Raw genomic sequence first — 17,005 nt, 5'->3', positions numbered from 1 at the left:
CCCCGCACCGACTGCTGAAGGACTGATCGATGATCGAAGCAACCTGGATCGCTTTCGCGTTCATCCTCGGCCTTGCGGCGCGTGCGATAGGACTCCCGCCGCTGATTGGCTACCTGTGCGCGGGTTTCGCCCTTGCCGGATTCGGTGATTATTTCGGCGTTGGCCCCACCGACAGCGTGATCCTCGAGCACCTCGCGCACCTGGGCGTGCTGCTCTTGCTGTTCACCGTCGGGCTGAAGCTCAAACTGGGCAACCTGGTGCGGCGCGAGGTGATAGGCGGCAGCCTGCTGCACTTCGGCATTTCCAGCCTTGTCGTTCTGCCCGCCACTCTGGTCTTCCTCGACATCAGTTTCCGCGAAAGCCTGCTGCTGGCGATTGCGCTGTCGTTCTCCAGCACCGTGCTGGCCGCGAAGGTCCTTGAAGGCAAGCGCGAGCTACGAGCCTTCCATGGGCGGGTCGCCATCGGCGTGCTGATCATCCAGGACTTGATTGCACTGGTGGTGATGAGCATCGCCAGCGGCAAGGTACCGTCGGCCTGGGCCCTGCTGGTGTTCGGCCTGCCGCTGCTGCGTCCTCTGCTGTTCCGCCTGCTTGATCACAGCGGCCATGAGGAATTGATGGTGCTGTTGGGCCTGATGCTGGCCTTGGTCGCGGGTGGTCTCGGCTTCGAATATGTCGGCCTCAGCTCTGAACTGGGTGCGCTGGCATTCGGCGCGATGCTGGCCAAGCATAAGCGCGCCACTGAGCTATCCAACTCACTATGGGCGATCAAGGAAGTCTTTCTGGTCGGCTTTTTCCTGCAGATCGGCATCGGCGGCTTGCCAGACATGAGCGCCATGCTCTTCGCCGGCGCGGTGGCATTGCTCTTGCCACTTAAAGGCGCGCTGTTTTTCTTCCTCTTTCTACTGTTCCGCCTGCGCGCGCGCAGCGCCTTTCTCAGCGCGTCCAGCCTGACCAACTACAGCGAGTTCGGTCTGATCGTCGCCAGCGTGGTGCTGCCTGCGTGGCTGACGCCGCTGGCAATCACCGTCGCACTGTCGTTCGTGATTTCCGCTCAACTCAACCGTATTTCCCACCCGTTATACGATCGACTCGCCAAACGGCTGATTCCCCTCGAGCGCAACATCCGCCACCCCGACGAACAGCCGGTCTCGCTGGGCGATGCGCAGATTCTGATCATGGGCATGGGGCGCACTGGGCGTGCCGCCTACGATCACCTGCAAGGTAAAGGCTGGCGCCTGGTCAGCCTCGACTCCGATCCCGTCACGGTTGAGAAGAGCAGCGAACGCGGCCGGAACGTGCTTTTCGGCGACGCCGAAGACCAGATGTTCTGGGAGAGCCTGGAGATGAACAACGTCGAGGCAGTGATCCTGGCGATGAATGACGCCGAGGCCAAGATCATTTCAACCCGCAAACTTCGCGGCAAAGGCTTCGCTGGGTTGATCGTCTCGCACGCCATGTATGAAGACATCGCCCAGCAAATTGAGCAAGCCGGCGCCGATCACACCTACCTGACCATGAGCGAAGCCGGCGCGGGCCTCGCCGAAAACGTCGCCCAGGAACTGCTAGCCAAGCGCTGAGCCCGACGGGACAGCCCTGCTGGCCAAGGGCGGCTTCTGGCTCAGCTGTCGCTCGGCAGAATTGTGCACAATTTGCAAATTAATTGTTTAAAAGCCTGTTCACAGGTTGTTATAGTCAGGCACATCCTGACCGTCCGAACAACTTTTCGGCGATCAGTGACAGAGGTCCGTGCAACCTCGAAAGCCCATGACCGAACAATAACGAATGGCAGGCTTACTCATGACCGCAACCGAACCCAGGAGCGGTGACGCTCCCAATCAGGACCTGATCTATCAGCTCGAAGATCGCCCGGGTCCTGTTCCCGCCACTTTTGCCGCCATACAGCACGTGCTGGCGAGTTTCGTCGGCGTCATCACACCTACGCTGATCATCGGTAGCGTGCTTGGCTTGGGCGACTACGTTCCCTATCTGGTCAGCATGGCGCTGTTCGTCTCGGGCATCGGCACCTTTATTCAGGCGAAACGCATCGGGCCGGTCGGCGCCGGCATGCTTTGCCTGCAGGGCACCAGCTTCGGCTTTCTTAGCGTGATACTGGCGGCCGGTTTCATCGTGAAGAATCGCGGCGGTAGCCCGGAGGACATCCTCGCCACGCTGTTCGGCGTGAGCTTCTGCGCCGCCTTCGTGGAGATTGCCGTTAGCCGCTGCATCGACAAGTTGCGCCGGATCATCACACCCGTGGTGACGGGCACCATCATCAGCCTGATGGGGTTGTCGCTGATTAAAGTGTCGATGACAGATATCGCAGGCGGCTATGGCGCCGAGAATCCCGGCGCGCTACCCAATCTGGCATTGGCGGGCCTGGTGCTGGGTACCATCGTGGTCCTCAATCGTTTCGGTATTCCACTGCTGCGGTTATCCGCCGTCATCGTTGCGCTGGTGGTGGGCTACGTGGCCGCCTGGATGATGGGCATGGTGGATTTCTCGAGCCTCGCCACGCTCCCTGCGGTCAGCGTTCCCCAGCCGTTCAAGTTCGGCTTTGCCTTCGACTGGATGGCCTTTATTCCGATCGCGGTGATTTTCCTGATCACGCCGCTGGAAACCGCCGGCGACCTGACGGCCAACTCGATGATCTCGCGTCAGCCGGTCAAAGGCCCGTTGTACATGAAGCGGATCAAAGGCGGCATTCTCGGCGACGGCTGCAGCTCGCTGCTGGCGGCTACGTTCAACAGCCTGCCAATGACCACCTTCAGCCAGAACAATGGTGTGATTCAGCTGACCGGCGTCGCCAGTCGCCATGTCGGGCTGTATATCGCCGGCATTCTGATCTTGCTGGCCGTGTTCCCGGTCGTCGGCGGTGTGCTGCAGCTGATGCCCAAGCCGGTACTCGGCGGTGCGACATTGATCATGTTCGGCACCGTTGCCATCGCGGGCATCAAGATCCTCGCTGAAGCCGGTCTGAATCGTCGCAATATGCTTATCGTGGCCATCTCGCTCGGCCTTGGGCTGGGTGTTGCTGCCGTGCCAGACGTGTTGACCAACCTGCCCGAAGTCCTGAAGAACATCTTCGGCTCGCCGATCACCATCGGTGCGTTCAGCGCGATCCTGCTCAACTTGTTCCTGCCTCGCGAGCCGGAAGAAATGGAGGAATACGATCCGGACAACCTGATCGAGGACTCGATCGGCACCAACACCCTGGCGGTCAATATCCCGAACTACTCCCAAGCCACGTCCAAGGCTACAACCAGCGATCCCAATCAGTACCTGACCCCCACCGGCTGATCCGCCGCCTGCGCCTGGCCGCGGCGAGGCCAGGCGCAACCCCGCATCCTTACAACAACAAAATCGAAGGGCACCTGCATGAACTTCAAACTCGCACCCCTCTCACTGGCGCTAGCCGCCGGCCTGTTCGCGGCCCCGGCCTTTGCTGACGGCATGCTGCACTGGCAGAACAACAGCCTGTCCTACCTGTATGGCAAGGATTACAAGATCGATGATGGCGAGATCCAGCAGACCATCACCTTCGAGCATGCTAGTGGCTGGAACTGGGGCGACATGTTCCTGTTTGTCGATAGCAAGTGGTACAACGGCCTGTCAGGCGGAGAGGGTCACACCTACTACGGTGAGTTCAGTCCTCGCCTCTCGCTGGGCAAACTCAGCGGCCAGGAGATGAGTTTCGGCCCGATCAAGGACGTGTTGCTCGCCGCAACCTACGAACGTGGCGAGAGCACCAATGGTGTACCGAACCAGAACTACCTGCTCGGCCCGGCGGTGGACCTCGAGGTGCCAGGCTTCGACCGTCTGGCCATCAACGTCTATTACCGCAAACCCGACGGCACTACCGGCAAGCCAGGCGGCCAATGGCAGGTTACGCCGACGTGGGCGCTGACGTTCCCGGTGGGCAAATCCGACATCCTCTTCGACGGTTTCATCGACTGGGTCGTTAATGACGCGGGTTCTGAGCGGCGCGGCAACTTCATCTCGAAAAACCTGCACATCAACCCGCAGATTAAATACGACTTGGGCAAGGCGCTGGATGGCGAACCGGGCAAGCTCTACGTCGGTATCGAGTATGACTACTGGTCGGACAAATACGGCATTGAGGATGGCGGTTTCGTCAGCCGCAATTTTGTGGGCCCCACTGACCAGAACACCGCCAGCCTGCTAGTCAAAGCCCACTTCTGATAGAGCCCGACGAACGAAGAAAGGCAGCCTAATGGCTGCCTTTCTTCCATTGGTTTGTCGCTGACATAAATCTCGCGGTGTTCGCCCTGTCGAGCATGGTTATCACGTTGTGCCTCGCCGTGCTGTGATGGCGGTTGGTCGAAGCACCCGCGCTGTGCCTCAAGCGTTACACCGACATGAAGTTCTTACGCGCCGGGCCTCGTTGAGTAGCGCGCTACATTACTGATCGCCGACCACTGCCAGGCCCGCGGCCTCAGTCATTTTTTTCACCGAAGTTCGTTGCGCGTCGCTGCCTTGAGACGCCTGCGAGCCCGGTGCTAGCATGCCGCAGCAGGCCACCCGCCTGGGTGGCCGTGAATCGAACAGGCTCTATGTCCAGTATCCGTGAGCGCAACAAAGAACTGATCCTGCGCGCTGCGAGCGAAGAATTCGCCGAGAAGGGATTCGCCGCCAGCAAGACCAGCGACATTGCCGACCGCGCCGGGCTCCCAAAGCCCAACGTTTATTACTATTTCAAGAGCAAGGACAACCTCTACCGTGAGGTGCTCGACAGCATCGTCGAGCCGCTGCTGCAGGCATCTGCTCCGTTCAATCAGCCTGGCGAACCGGCTGATGTGCTCCGCGCCTATATCCGCACCAAAATCCGCATTTCCCGTGAGCACGCCTGCGCCTCTAAGGTGTTTGCCAGCGAGATCATGCACGGTGCGCCGCATCTGCCAGCCGAGCGGGCGGCGCAGCTAAATGCTCAGGCCAGCCACAACGTTGCCCGTATCCAGGGCTGGATCGACCAGGGGCTGATGGCAAAGGTGGACCCCAACCACCTGCTGTTCAGTATTTGGGCAGCGACCCAGACCTACGCCGACTTCGACTGGCAGATTTCCGCGGTGACAGGCAAGGCGACGCTCGATGACGCGGATTATGAAGCCGCCGCCGAAACAATTATTCGTATGGTCATCAGGGGCTGCGAGGTCAAGGAGACCGCGCCGGTGACTAACCAGTCACAAGTCATTTAATTATCGCCAAAAGCTGTCTAGAATGAGGCTTCCATGCGTTCACTCGGCCGCAGGAACGACAGGAACAAGCCTCTGCTAACCGTCACGGGTTGTGATTACATTTTGCCTTATAAGCACTGTCCCGCCTTTGACGCCTCCACTATGACGACCAATACTTGCGCTGGGCACCGGCTCGGAAAAAGGAAATTCTTTTGACCGCATTGCGCAACAGCCTGTCGCGGAAATTGCTTCGTATCGTTCTGCTGTCAGCGCTGGCCGTTGGGCTGGTACTGAGTTGCGCGCAAATTGTTTTCGATGCCTACAAAACCCGCCAGTTGATCGCTGCGGAGGCCCAGCGAATCCTGCGCATGACCCGTGATCCTTCTACGCAGGCGATCTACAGCCTGGACCGGGAAATGGGCGCGCAGGTCATGGAAGGGCTGTTCCAGCACGAGTCGATTCGCAAGGCATCAATCGGGCATCCGGGCGACGAACCCCTCGCGTCCAAATCCCGCCCACTCATGCCAGCCCCCTCTCGCTGGCTTACCGATCCGGTACTTGGCCGCGACCAGGATTTCAGCATTCCGCTGATCGGCCGCCCGCCGTACAACGAATACTATGGCGATCTGCGTATCACGCTCGACACCGCGCCGTATGGCGAAGAGTTCATCAGCGATTCGGCGGTAATCTTCGTGGTCGGCATTCTGCGGGCCCTGGTGTTGGGCCTGCTGCTCTACCTGATCTACGAGTGGCTGCTGACGCGCCCGTTGACCAAGCTTATCGAGCATATGTCCCGCATCAATCCGGGCCGTCCAGGCGAGCACTCATTGCCGATGCCAAAGGGGCATGAGCGAAACGAGCTGGGTCTATGGGTCGAGACAGCGAACGGTCTGCTCGCATCCATCGAGCACAACATGCAGCTGCGCCATGCCGCAGAGAGCAGCCTGCAACGGATGACTCAGTACGACTCGCTGACCGGCCTACCCAATCGCCAACAACTCCAGCAACAGCTCGACAACATTCTCGGCGAAGCGGCCAGATTGCAGCGCCGCGTGGCCGTGCTCTGCCTCGGCCTGGATGACTTCAAAGGCGTGAACGAACAGTTCAGCTATCAGAACGGCGACCGCATGCTGGTTGCGCTGGCGGATCGCCTGCGCAGCCTGAGCGGTCGTGTCGGAGCGCTTGCCCGCCTGGGGGGCGACCAGTTTGTACTGGTGCTGTTCGGCTTCGAACAGCCGTACGAAGCCGCGGAGCTGGCGCAGAAGGTACTCGACGACCTGGAGCGACCGGTCACGCTGGATGATCAGCACATCCGGTTGCGCGCCACCATTGGCATCACGTTGTACCCCGAAGACGGCGACAACACGGAGAAGCTGCTACAGAAAGCCGAGCAGACGATGACACTGGCCAAAAATCGCTCGCGCAATCGCTATCAGTTCTACGTGGCGAGCATCGACAGTGAAATGCGAACGCGCCGGGAATTGCAGAACGACCTGGCTGAAGCCGTAAAGCGTGGCGAGTTTCATCTGGTCTACCAGCCGCAGATTGACTACCAGCTGAAGCGCATCACAGGCGTCGAAGCGCTGCTACGCTGGTCGCACCCGAGCGGGAAGATGGTTCCGCCCGATATTTTCATCCCGCTCGCCGAGCAGAACGGCAGCATCATCGCCATTGGCGAATGGGTGCTGGACCAAGCCTGCCGGCAGTTGAGCGAATGGCACCAGCAAGGCTTCAGCGAGCTGCGCATGGCGGTCAATCTGTCGACCGTTCAACTGCACCATGCCGAGCTTCCGCTGATGATCAGCAATCTGCTCAAGACGCATCGCCTTCCGCCGGAAACACTGGAGCTGGAAGTCACGGAAACCGGCCTGATGGAAGACATCGCCGCCGCCACACACAACCTGCACAGCCTGCGTCGCTCCGGCGCGCTGATTGCGATCGATGACTTTGGCACGGGCTATTCTTCGCTCAGCTATCTGAAGAGCCTGCCGCTGGACAAGATCAAGATCGACAAAAGCTTCGTTCGCGACATGCCAGCCGATGAAGGCGACACAACCATCGTCAGGGCCATCATCCAGCTGGGCAAGAGCCTAGGCATGCTGGTCATCGCCGAGGGCGTCGAAACCGCGGAGCAGGAACGCTACCTGATCGACGAAGGCTGCAACGAAGGCCAAGGGTATTACTACAGCAAACCACTGCCGGCAGCCGAGCTAGCCGCTCTGCTCCGGCAATCCCTGCGTTTTGAACGCCGCTTCAATTCGGAACCGCAATAACGCGGGATTCGATGGGCGAGCGCCCTAGCGTCACGCCCTTTCTGCCAGCCACGAGCAACCTTCATGAAGCGTTTTGTACTGATCGATACCGCCGCAATTCCGGATGACGGCGGCGCACTCTGCCTGTTCGCCTACGGTGACAACTTCGTCATCAAGATTCAGGGTGGCAATGGCAATCAGCTGATGAACACGCGCACGCACGGTTCAGAGGATGCCTTGGCGGAAATTCCTTGCAAGAGAATCGCCGATCGCCCCAACGCGCGGGTATTGATTGGTGGCCTGGGAATGGGGTTCACCCTCGCCTCAGCGCTCAAACATCTCGGCCGCGACGCCGAAGTTCACGTCGCCGAACTCGTACCCGGTGTGATCGACTGGAACCGCGGCCCGCTGGGCGAAAAAGCCGGCATGCCCATCAATGATCCACGCGCCCGCGTGGTCCGCAGTGATGTCGCGGACATCGTGAACAGCGAGCCAAAGGGCTTCGACGCGATCATGCTCGATGTCGACAATGGCCCGGAAGGGCTGACCCGCAAGAGCAACAGCTGGCTGTACTCGTCGACCGGGCTGGAGGCGTGCGCCAAGGCACTGCGGCCTAAAGGCTTGCTTGCGGTGTGGTCGGCCAGCGCTGACCAGGCTTTCTCCCAGCGGCTCAGCAAGTCAGGCTTTACCGCCGAAGAGGTCCAGGTCTTCGCGCACGGCAACCGTGGCACGCGACACACCATTTGGATCGCGCAGAAACGCAGCTGAATCGCTCGGCGAGCCGCAGCGAGTGGGCCGGAGCCCACAACCCTCTTAGCCGACCACCTGCGCCGCCAGGATCCACGCGCCCATAAGTGACAGGAGCGCGCCACCCGCTGCCTGCCAGCGAAAGCGCCGAGCGAGCACTTCCTCGCCATGACTGGACAACACAAACGGCAAACGCTCCTCCGGGCGCATCAGTCGATGCTCCGCTGCCTCGGAGCTGGCGAGGCGATGCCGGTCCTGCGCTTCGAGGCTGGCAGCAAGACGCACGCGGCTCCACTCCGCCTGGTCGAGCTGACCATCGCGGTTGTTGTCGAAACGCTGCAGCAGTCCGGCGTAGTCATCTTTCCATTCCCGTACGACCTCCCGCTGAGCGACGTCCAGATCAAGGCCCTGCCGTCCGCCGCCTGTCGTCCGAAAATCGCCGATGGCATACAGCGGCTCATCGGCGTGCAAGCGTTCCTCCGTGTAGCGATATTGGCGATGCCCCGTCAGCCATGCCATGACGCCACCGGATGGCATACCTCGGGGGTGGCGCTGGTTGCCGGTCCAGCAATCGCGTCGTGCCGGCAGCACTTCCGCACCGCGAGGGTCGATCAGGCAGTCGCCGGACGCATCCGACAGTCGCAGCAGTCCTTCGCTGCAGCCCCGTTCGACCACCCGCCAGCTGCTGCGCTTGCCTCCGGATTGATACTCTTCGATTCGATAGCGCCACCACAGGCAGGGCTTGGCGGTTAGGGGCGCCATCAATGGCGGCACGTCCGAGTGGGTGCGAAGCACGCCAGCCAGCTCGACATAGCCTTGTGCCGCCGAGCGAATTCTCGATGTGGGCGTGTCCAGCAAGTGACGCACCTTTGACCAGCGACTGATCCACAACCAGCCCCCCGCCAGACACATCGCTACGCCCACAGCGGTTAGCAGCACCGATCTATTTCCTGCTCAACCGAACAGCGGTTTAAGGTCGACATCCGCCTTTTCCACCTCGCTGAACTGCAGCAGGGGCGCATCCCGGAAACCGAACGCGCGAGCCAACAGCACATCGGGGAATTGCTCGATGCGCACGTTATTCAGATTGACCGATTCGTTGTACAACTCGCGCCGATCCGCGATACCGCTTTCCAGACCGCTGATGCGCTGGTGCAGATGACGGAAGCTTTCATTTGCACGCAGCTCCGGATAGTTCTCAGCCAGCGCGAACAATTGGCCCAGACCGGCACGCAGGCCGGTTTCGGCTTTCCCCAGCGCACCGACATCGCCCTTGTCACGTGCAGCAGCTACAGCATTACGCGCCAGGACGACCTGTTCCAACGTACTGCGCTCATGCTGCATGTACTGCTTGCAGGTCTCCACCAGCTTGGGCAACTCCTCGTGGCGCTGACGCAGCAGCACGTCGATATTCGACCAGGCCTTGCTCACGCCATGCTTGAGGCGCACCAGCCCGTTGTAGAGAACCACGGCATAAGCAGCGGCAAGAAACAGCAGTACACACACGACAGCAGCGCTCACGCTCATCAAGGCATCTCCGTAGGATGTCCGGGCTTGGAAGACGGCATTCTAGCGACTGCGCTTGATGGGATACGCGACCTGCTCCACGCAATTTCTTTGCACAAAATGCAAATCTTTCGCATTATGGTCTGCATCAGTTTGTCGCAGCGTCGCTGCCGAACAGCTCATACCACCCTGCACGCAAAGGAACCCGCCATGCTACGCACTCCCGTCTGGGCCACCGCCAGCCTCTTGGCTGTTGCCATTTCACTCGCTGGTTGCGGCGAAGACAAAGAGCCAGCCAACCAGGCTGCCGCGCCACAAGCCACCACCCAAAGCGAGCCGGCAGCGAGCGCGCCAGCAACAGAAACTGCGGCCGATGCCGTAACCAACGAGGCCGCGCAGGCCGTGGTCAAGCATTACGCGGACATGGCTCACGCTATCTTCAGCGACGCGCACAGCACCGCACTGGAACTGCAAAAAGCCGTAGATGCGCTGCTCGCCAATCCGACCGAAGAAACGCTGGACGCCGCCAAGAGCGCCTGGCTGGCCGCGCGTGTTCCCTACATGCAGAGCGAAGTGTTCCGCTTCGGCAATCCGGTGGTCGATGATTGGGAAGGCCAGCTCAACGCCTGGCCGCTCGACGAGGGCATGATCGACTACGTCAAGGGCGACTATCAGCACGCGCTCGGCAACCCTGGCGCCACCGCCAACATCATCGCCAACAAGGAATTGCAGATTGGCGAAGACAAGGTCGATGTCAGCGAAATCACCGGCGAGAAGTTGGCCAGTCTGAACGAATTGGCCGGTTCGGAAGCCAACGTTGCCACTGGCTACCACGCCATCGAGTTCCTGCTCTGGGGTCAGGACCTCAACGGTACCAACGCCGGCGCCGGCGAGCGTCCCGTCAGCGATTTCATCGAAGGCGAAGGGTGCACTGGCGGCAATTGCGACCGCCGCCGCGCCTATCTGAAGGCGGCCACCGAGCTGTTGGTCAACGACTTGGAAGAAATGGTCGGCGAGTGGAAAGCAGACGGCGCCGATAACTACCGCGCCAGCCTGGAAAGCGAATCCGCCGAAAACGGTCTGCGCAAGATGTTCTTCGGCATGGGCAGCCTGTCGCTGGGCGAGCTGGCCGGCGAGCGCATGAAGGTTGCACTGGAAGCCAACTCGCCAGAAGACGAGCACGATTGCTTCAGCGACAACACGCATAACTCGCACTTCTTCAACGCCAAAGGTATTCGCAACGTCTACCTCGGCGAATATCAGCGCGTAGATGGCAGTACGCTCAGCGGCCCGAGCCTGGCGTCGCTGGTAGAAGGCACCGATCCGCAACTCAACAGCACGCTCAAGACCGATCTGGAAACCACCGAAGCCAAGCTGCAAGTGCTGGTCACCAGCGCCGACAACGGCGAAGCCTTCGATCAGTTGATCGGTCCGGACAACAGTGAAGGTCAGGAGAAGGTGCGCGCCGCGATCGCCGCGCTGGTGCAGCAGACTGCATCCATCGAGAAAGCGGCCGCCGCACTGGGCATCAGCGATCTGAACCCGGACACCGCTGATCATCAGTTCTGATTAGGCGTCCGTTGTAACGAAAGGGCGGCGCAATGCCGCCCTTTTTCGTCTGGGCCAATGATCGCATCCTGACCTCTTGCGCTCATCCCTCAAATGCAAATTCCTCTTATTCAAGCTCCATTAGCCTGCTAAGATTGCCGCCCTGTCACGCACTGGTATTACCCGATGCACCCGTTTTTACGCGCCGCTCCCGCTTTCCTGGCCTTGGGCCTAATTGGATGTGGGGACCAAGCGCCACGCTTCACGCAGGCCGAACCCGGCGAGGCGCGCTCCGCTGGCGACGCCACCGTCATGAAGTTTGATCAGAACGCCTTTTCGATGCCTTCGGCCAACCTGTCACCGGTGCGCCGGTTGGACTTCAGCGTGGGCAACAGTTTTTTCCGTAATCCCTGGGTGATCGCCCCCTCCTCCACGACGGCCCGCGACGGTCTCGGCCCGCTTATCAACACCAATGCCTGTCAGAGCTGCCATATAAAGGATGGACGCGGACACCCTCCGCAAAGCGCTGAAGGGAATGCAGTGTCGACGCTGGTGCGCCTGTCGATTCCTGCCGGGCCGGAGCACGCCGAAGTCGTCAGGCAGCGCGGCATCGCCCCAGAACCCACCTATGGCGGCCAATTGCAGGATATGGCTATTCCGGGCGTGAAACCCGAAGGCAAGGTGCGGATCAGCTACGAGACAAGAACCGAACGCTTCGCCGACGGCTTCGAAGTGGAGCTGCGGTCTCCGCGGCTGGCGATTACCGAGTTGGGCTACGGCCAGATGCATCCGCAGACTCAGTTCTCTGTCCGCGTGGCCCCAGCGATGATCGGGCTCGGGTTGCTGGAAGCCATCCCTGAATCTGCCCTGCTGGCGAACGCCGATCCGGACGACCGCGATGGTAACGGCATTTCTGGCCGCCCCAACCGCGTATACGATCAAGTCACCGGCGAGAGTGCGTTGGGCCGCTTCGGTTGGAAGGCCGGACAACCCAACCTGAACCAGCAGAACGCCGATGCGTTCTTCAACGACATGGGGCTTACCAGCAGCCTCTTGACCGGCAGCAGCTGTACCGAAAGACAGCGCGATTGCCGGGCGATGCCCGATGGCGGCACCCCAGAAGTCAGCGACAACATTCTTGCCATGGTGTTGTTTTACACCCGAAACCTCGGCGTACCGGCGCGGCGCAACGTTGATGCCCCCCAGGTACTTGCCGGCAAGACGCTGTTCCACCGCGCCGGTTGTCAGAGCTGTCATGTGCCGACATTTACCACGGGTGATGCCGCGGAGCCGGAGCACGCCAATCAAGTCATCCGGCCCTATACCGATCTGCTGCTGCACGACATGGGACCTGGGCTCGCCGATCACCGTCCCGAATTCGAGGCCACCGGCAGCGAGTGGCGTACGCCACCGTTGTGGGGCATCGGTATGACTGAACAAGTCAGCGGACATACCCAGTTCATGCACGACGGGCGTGCCCGCAACCTGCTCGAAGCCATACTGTGGCACGGCGGCGAAGCGGAACAGGCCAAGCAGTCGGTGCTTGGCTTCGATAATGATGAACGCAGCGCCTTGCTGGCCTTTCTGGAATCACTCTAGCGCCGGACTGTCCGCCGTCCCGCCCTGTCGAGGAGCAACATGAACCCCAACTGCTACCTTTCCGCGTTCACCTTCACCGCACTGGGTCTGCTGCTTAGCGCGTGCGCCCCCTCCGATCCCTATGCGGAGACCAGCAAGGCGTTGGCCGATGACGTCTTGCTTCCAACTTACACCCAGTGGGCCGAAACCAACCGTCGCCTGGCCGCCAGCGGCATTGCGTTTTGTGCTGGCAACGAGGAGCTAGGCGACGCCCGCGAGGCTTTCCTGAATGCGCAGTTCGCGTGGGCAGGCCTGCAGCCGATGCTGGTGGGGCCGATGGGCGAAGGCAACCGTGCCTGGCAAGTCCAGTTCTGGCCCGACAAGAAGAACCTCGTGGGTCGTCAGGTGACCGCGCTGCTGAAAAACAAACCGGAGTTGACCCAGGCTGACCTGGAGAATGGCAGCGTCGTCCTGCAGGGGCTTTCAGCCTACGAATACGTGCTGTACGACAAGGCAGTCGACCTGAGCGACAGCCAGAACAAGGCGCGTTATTGCCGGCTGCTTGAGGCCATTGGCACGCACCAGCAGAAGCTGACGGCGGACATGCTCCAGGCGTGGGAAGGCGAAGACGGCTTCGCGGCCCAACTGAGCGAGTTTCCCAACGAGCGTTACGCCGACGCTCAAGAGGCGATCGCCGACCTGCTGCGCGTTCAGGTCACCGCCCTGGATGGCCTGAAGAAGAAACTGGGCGCGCCACTGGGCCGTCAAAGCAAGGGTTTCCCGCAACCGTTCCAAGCCGAGGCCTGGCGCAGTGACGCTACGCTCGGCAGCCTCGACGCGACGCTGGCGGGCGCTCAGCACCTGTGGCAAGGCAGCGATGACAATGGCTTCAAACGGTTGATCCCCAAGGAGCAAGCCGAGCTCGTCGAGCGCATCGATGTTGCCTATGCGACCACTCGCAAGCACGTGGCGGACATCATGCTGCCGTTCAGCGAACTGATCGCTGACGAAGCCGGCCGCGCACGGCTGGACGAGCTTTACCAGGAGCTAGACGTCCTGCATCGCCTGCACCAGAACGAGCTGGCGCGGGCCTTGGGTGTACAGATTGGCTTCAATGCCCACGACGGAGACTGACCATGAAGCGCCGCGCCTTTTTCGGTCTGGGCAGTGCGCTGATTGCCGCATCCGCGGTCGGCGGCTGGACACTCGCGCGACACACCACGCAACCGTTGCTGCTCTCTGCACGCAATGATGTCGATGGCCGCCACTATGCGGTCGGCTATCGGCTCGATGGCAGCCGGGTATTCGCCACGCCGGTCAACGAGCGCTGCCATGACGTGTATGCCCACCCGCACCTGCCGCTGGCGGTGTTCGTGGGTCGTCGCCCAAGCCGGGAGAGCTATCTGGTCGATAGCCGCGACGGCACGCTACTGCAGGTTCTGGCGTCGCCAGCGGATCGGCATTTCTACGGCCACGGCGTGTTCCATGCCAGCGGTGATCGCTTCTACACCACTGAAAATGACACTACCGATGCGGGCCGCGGTGTACTCGGCGTGTACCGCGTCGAGGATCGCCGACTCGTGCGCATAGACGAGCATTCGACGCACGGGATCGGGCCGCATCAACTGCTATGGATGCCGGACGGCGAGACGCTGGTGATCGCCAACGGTGGTATTCGCACCGAAGCTGACAGCCGCGAGATGATGAACCTCGACGCCATGGAACCAAGCCTGGTGCTGGTGCGTCGCGACGGCACCCTGATCAGTAAAGAGCAGTTGCCCGAGCAGATGAACAGCGTGCGCCACTTGGCAGTTGCCGCAGACGGCACCGTGGTGTCCGGGCAGCAATACGAAGGCGACCCCATGCACCAAGTGCCGCTGGTGGCCATCAAACGACCCGGGGAGTCCTTCCAGGCCTTCCCGTTGGGCGAGGCCCAACGTCAGACCATGAATCAATACACCGCAAGCCTGGCGATCAATGATGCGCTGCGCCTGCTGGCTGTCACCGCACCGCGCGGTAACAAGGTCTTCATCTGGGACCTGGATACCGCCGCGTTGCGCGATGAAGTCCACTTGCCGGACTGCGCCGGGGTCGCTGCGGTCAATGACGGGTTCGTGGTGAGCTCAGGCCAGGGTCGTTGCCGACGGATCGATTGCCGTTCGGACAGCTTTGTCAGCACGCCACTCGCGTTGCCCGCCGGGCTCTGGGACAACCACCTGCGGTTGGTCTGAAAAGCCTCAAGTATCGAAACGGCAGGTCGACAAGCTATCTGACCTAGCGGTCACAGGACGGACCGCTCGTATCCTTGCGATAACCGCAAGGGCATCTTTCGATACGAGAACGCCCGATGTTTCTGAAACAATCCCTACGCGCTCAGCTGTTAGCACTGATTGGTGGCAGCCTGCTGCTGACACTCATCATCGCACTCGCCAGTTTTTCATTCCTCTCCAAAGACATCGCCGCCTTCCAGCAATTGCTCAAGGGCCCGGTCGAAGCTTCGCGCCTGATCAATGAGGCCAACCTGGAATTCAAGGTCCAGGTGCAGGAATGGAAGAACGTGTTGCTACGCGGCACCTCGTCAGAGAGCCGGACCAAAAACTGGCAACGCTTCGAGGACCAAGAGCGCAAAGTGCAGACATTACTCGGCACCCTCGTACAGGCCAGTCAGCACGATGCAGCGCTGGCCGGTCAGATCCAAACGCTCGCTGACGAACACCGCGCGTTGGGCGCTGCCTATCGCACAGGATTGGATGCGTTTGTCGCCGCCGGCAACGATCCGGTTGCTGGCGACAACGCCGTTAAAGGCATCGACCGCGCTACCGGCGAACAGCTGAGCGAACTGGTCGATCAGCTTCGGGAGTCGGCGCTGAGCAGTTCCGAGTCGATCGGCCGCTCTGCCGACCAGGCGATCATTGCCGGTACGTTGATCATGCTGGCCGGTGGTGTCTTGATCGGCCTCCTCAGCCTCTGGCTGGTCAATCGCAACCTGATCAACCCGATCCGTCATCTGATCGATCACATTGCCAATCTCAGCCAGGGCAACTTCAAGGAGCGCGTGGATACCAGTCGCGCCGACGAGCTGGGCCGCCTGGCGGTCGCGGCAAACGTTTTGCGCGACTTCCTCGCGGACACCTTTACTCGTCTGCAACGCAGCACGACCGACCTGGACAGCGCCAGCGGCGAACTGAACGCCATCGCCACGCTCATGGGCCAGGGCACTCGCGAGCAATTTTCCCGCACCGATCAGGTAGCGACCGCCATGCACGAAATGTCGGCGACTGCACAGGAAGTTGCCCGCCACGCCGCCGAAGCCGCGCGCGCTGCCGATGCGGCAGATCATTCCGCTCAGCAGGGCGAGAACATGATGCGTTCAACCATCCACACAATTACCCAGATGCGCGGTGAAATCAGCAACACCGCCGACGTCATTCGCCGGCTAGAGGCGGACAGCGGGCGCATTGGCAAAGTCCTGGAAGTCATTCGTGGCATTGCCGATCAGACCAACCTGCTGGCACTGAATGCCGCCATCGAAGCCGCTCGCGCCGGTGATGCGGGCCGTGGATTCGCGGTTGTCGCCGACGAAGTGCGAACCCTGGCCCGGCGCACGGCGGATTCGACTGCCGAGATTCATCAGATCATCGATACCGTGCAGACCGGTGCGGTGGATGCTGTGCGCGCGATCGAGGGCGGTCAGACTCGCAGCGATGAGGGCGTGGAACAGGTCACCGAAGCGGGCAGCATGCTGCAGCGCATCACTCATGAAGTGGAGGCGATCCGTGACATGAATCGGCAGATCGCTACCGCCGCCGAAGAGCAGACGTCCGTTGCGGAAGACATCTCGCGCAACCTCACCGAAATCACCGCCATCGCTACTACCAACCAGGACAATGTCGAGCGCACCGAGAAGGCCAGTCAAAACCTGCATGGTCTGTCGGCCCAGCTCAGCGAAGTGACGCACCGTCTCGCCGGCTGACACGGCCGCTTTGACTCTACGGTGCCACCACGGATGGCGCCGTGGCCCCGTAGGTACCGGGCGCGCGGTGGGTGATCCACAGGCGTCGCCCGGTCCGACGCCTAGGCTGAAAAACCCCGCCATCGGCGGGTCGACCTATCGCTTTACACGCGCCGGGTTCGGAGCTACTTTCGCTGCTTCCTGGCCGCTCTGGTCGGAACAACCCT

General features: G+C 61.1%; 13 protein-coding genes. 11 read left to right on the top strand and 2 right to left on the bottom strand.

Going from position 1 to position 17,005, the window contains the following annotated elements:
* The first annotated feature begins 29 nt into the window (after positions 1–29).
* The 6 genes from K4O48_RS05175 (at position 30) to K4O48_RS05150 (ending at position 8,215) form a co-directional block, all read left to right on the top strand.
* Positions 30–1,580 carry a cation:proton antiporter family protein gene (locus K4O48_RS05175; protein ID WP_222911003.1) on the top strand — a complete coding sequence of 517 codons (1,551 nt, stop codon included), beginning with the start codon at positions 30–32 and terminating at the stop codon, positions 1,578–1,580.
* A 220-nt stretch (positions 1,581–1,800) separates the two neighbouring features.
* Entirely contained in the window at positions 1,801–3,300 is a 1,500-nt protein-coding gene (locus K4O48_RS05170) for a uracil-xanthine permease family protein (RefSeq protein WP_222911002.1), read from the top strand.
* A 78-nt stretch (positions 3,301–3,378) separates the two neighbouring features.
* Positions 3,379–4,203: a DUF5020 family protein gene (locus tag K4O48_RS05165; RefSeq protein WP_222911001.1), complete on the top strand. Its 825-nt coding sequence runs from the start codon at positions 3,379–3,381 to the stop codon at positions 4,201–4,203.
* Between the two features lie 371 nt (positions 4,204–4,574).
* Complete coding sequence (locus K4O48_RS05160; protein ID WP_222911000.1) at positions 4,575–5,216, top strand: TetR/AcrR family transcriptional regulator; 642 nt, start codon at positions 4,575–4,577, stop codon at positions 5,214–5,216.
* Positions 5,217–5,407: 191 nt separating this feature from the next.
* Positions 5,408–7,468: a bifunctional diguanylate cyclase/phosphodiesterase gene (locus tag K4O48_RS05155; protein WP_222910999.1), complete on the top strand. Its 2,061-nt coding sequence runs from the start codon at positions 5,408–5,410 to the stop codon at positions 7,466–7,468.
* Positions 7,469–7,531: 63 nt separating this feature from the next.
* Positions 7,532–8,215 carry a spermidine synthase gene (locus K4O48_RS05150; protein WP_222910998.1) on the top strand — a complete coding sequence of 228 codons (684 nt, stop codon included), beginning with the start codon at positions 7,532–7,534 and terminating at the stop codon, positions 8,213–8,215.
* 45 nt (positions 8,216–8,260) lie between these two features.
* On the opposite strand, the gene K4O48_RS05145 is transcribed toward K4O48_RS05150, so the two are convergent.
* Together K4O48_RS05145 and K4O48_RS05140 are read right to left on the bottom strand one after the other, a co-directional pair.
* On the bottom strand, positions 8,261–9,106 hold the full coding sequence (locus K4O48_RS05145) for an E3 ubiquitin ligase family protein (RefSeq protein ID WP_222911996.1): 846 nt from the start codon (positions 9,104–9,106) through the stop codon (positions 8,261–8,263).
* Positions 9,107–9,148: 42 nt separating this feature from the next.
* Positions 9,149–9,721: a LemA family protein gene (locus K4O48_RS05140; RefSeq protein ID WP_222910997.1), complete on the bottom strand. Its 573-nt coding sequence runs from the start codon at positions 9,719–9,721 to the stop codon at positions 9,149–9,151.
* A gap of 189 nt (positions 9,722–9,910) precedes the next feature.
* Between K4O48_RS05140 and K4O48_RS05135 the strand changes: the two genes are divergently transcribed.
* The 5 genes from K4O48_RS05135 to K4O48_RS20660 all read left to right on the top strand — a co-directional run bounded on the left by K4O48_RS05135 (position 9,911) and on the right by K4O48_RS20660 (position 16,799).
* Positions 9,911–11,269, top strand: coding sequence for an imelysin family protein (locus K4O48_RS05135; RefSeq protein ID WP_222910996.1), 1,359 nt, complete (start codon positions 9,911–9,913; stop codon positions 11,267–11,269).
* Positions 11,270–11,434: 165 nt separating this feature from the next.
* Complete coding sequence (locus K4O48_RS05130) at positions 11,435–12,847, top strand: di-heme oxidoredictase family protein (RefSeq protein ID WP_222910995.1); 1,413 nt, start codon at positions 11,435–11,437, stop codon at positions 12,845–12,847.
* A 39-nt stretch (positions 12,848–12,886) separates the two neighbouring features.
* Complete coding sequence (locus K4O48_RS05125) at positions 12,887–13,960, top strand: imelysin family protein (protein WP_222910994.1); 1,074 nt, start codon at positions 12,887–12,889, stop codon at positions 13,958–13,960.
* A 2-nt stretch (positions 13,961–13,962) separates the two neighbouring features.
* A complete protein-coding gene (locus K4O48_RS05120) occupies positions 13,963–15,057 on the top strand; it encodes a DUF1513 domain-containing protein (protein WP_222910993.1) in 1,095 nt (364 codons plus the stop codon).
* Positions 15,058–15,749: 692 nt separating this feature from the next.
* Entirely contained in the window at positions 15,750–16,799 is a 1,050-nt protein-coding gene (locus K4O48_RS20660; RefSeq protein WP_409518938.1) for a methyl-accepting chemotaxis protein, read from the top strand.
* Positions 16,800–17,005: the final 206 nt, after the last annotated feature.

Origin of the sequence: Pseudomonas sp. DNDY-54, from assembly GCF_019880365.1 — a bacterium.
GTDB classification, from domain to species: Bacteria; Pseudomonadota; Gammaproteobacteria; order Pseudomonadales; family Pseudomonadaceae; genus Stutzerimonas; species Stutzerimonas stutzeri_P.
This window is presented reverse-complemented; position numbering and strand designations above follow the sequence as displayed.

Excerpts from the sequence above, each read along its gene's own strand:
- K4O48_RS05175 (WP_222911003.1), top strand. The coding sequence starts at position 30 with ATGATCGAAGCAACCTGGATCGCTTTCGCGTTCATCCTCGGCCTTGCG.
- K4O48_RS05170 (WP_222911002.1), top strand. The coding sequence starts at position 1,801 with ATGACCGCAACCGAACCCAGGAGCGGTGACGCTCCCAATCAGGACCTG.
- K4O48_RS05165 (WP_222911001.1), top strand. The coding sequence starts at position 3,379 with ATGAACTTCAAACTCGCACCCCTCTCACTGGCGCTAGCCGCCGGCCTG.
- K4O48_RS05160 (WP_222911000.1), top strand. The coding sequence starts at position 4,575 with ATGTCCAGTATCCGTGAGCGCAACAAAGAACTGATCCTGCGCGCTGCG.
- K4O48_RS05150 (WP_222910998.1), top strand. The coding sequence starts at position 7,532 with ATGAAGCGTTTTGTACTGATCGATACCGCCGCAATTCCGGATGACGGC.
- K4O48_RS05145 (WP_222911996.1), bottom strand. The coding sequence starts at position 9,106 with ATGTGTCTGGCGGGGGGCTGGTTGTGGATCAGTCGCTGGTCAAAGGTG.
- K4O48_RS05140 (WP_222910997.1), bottom strand. The coding sequence starts at position 9,721 with ATGAGCGTGAGCGCTGCTGTCGTGTGTGTACTGCTGTTTCTTGCCGCT.
- K4O48_RS05135 (WP_222910996.1), top strand. The coding sequence starts at position 9,911 with ATGCTACGCACTCCCGTCTGGGCCACCGCCAGCCTCTTGGCTGTTGCC.
- K4O48_RS05130 (WP_222910995.1), top strand. The coding sequence starts at position 11,435 with ATGCACCCGTTTTTACGCGCCGCTCCCGCTTTCCTGGCCTTGGGCCTA.
- K4O48_RS05125 (WP_222910994.1), top strand. The coding sequence starts at position 12,887 with ATGAACCCCAACTGCTACCTTTCCGCGTTCACCTTCACCGCACTGGGT.
- K4O48_RS05120 (WP_222910993.1), top strand. The coding sequence starts at position 13,963 with ATGAAGCGCCGCGCCTTTTTCGGTCTGGGCAGTGCGCTGATTGCCGCA.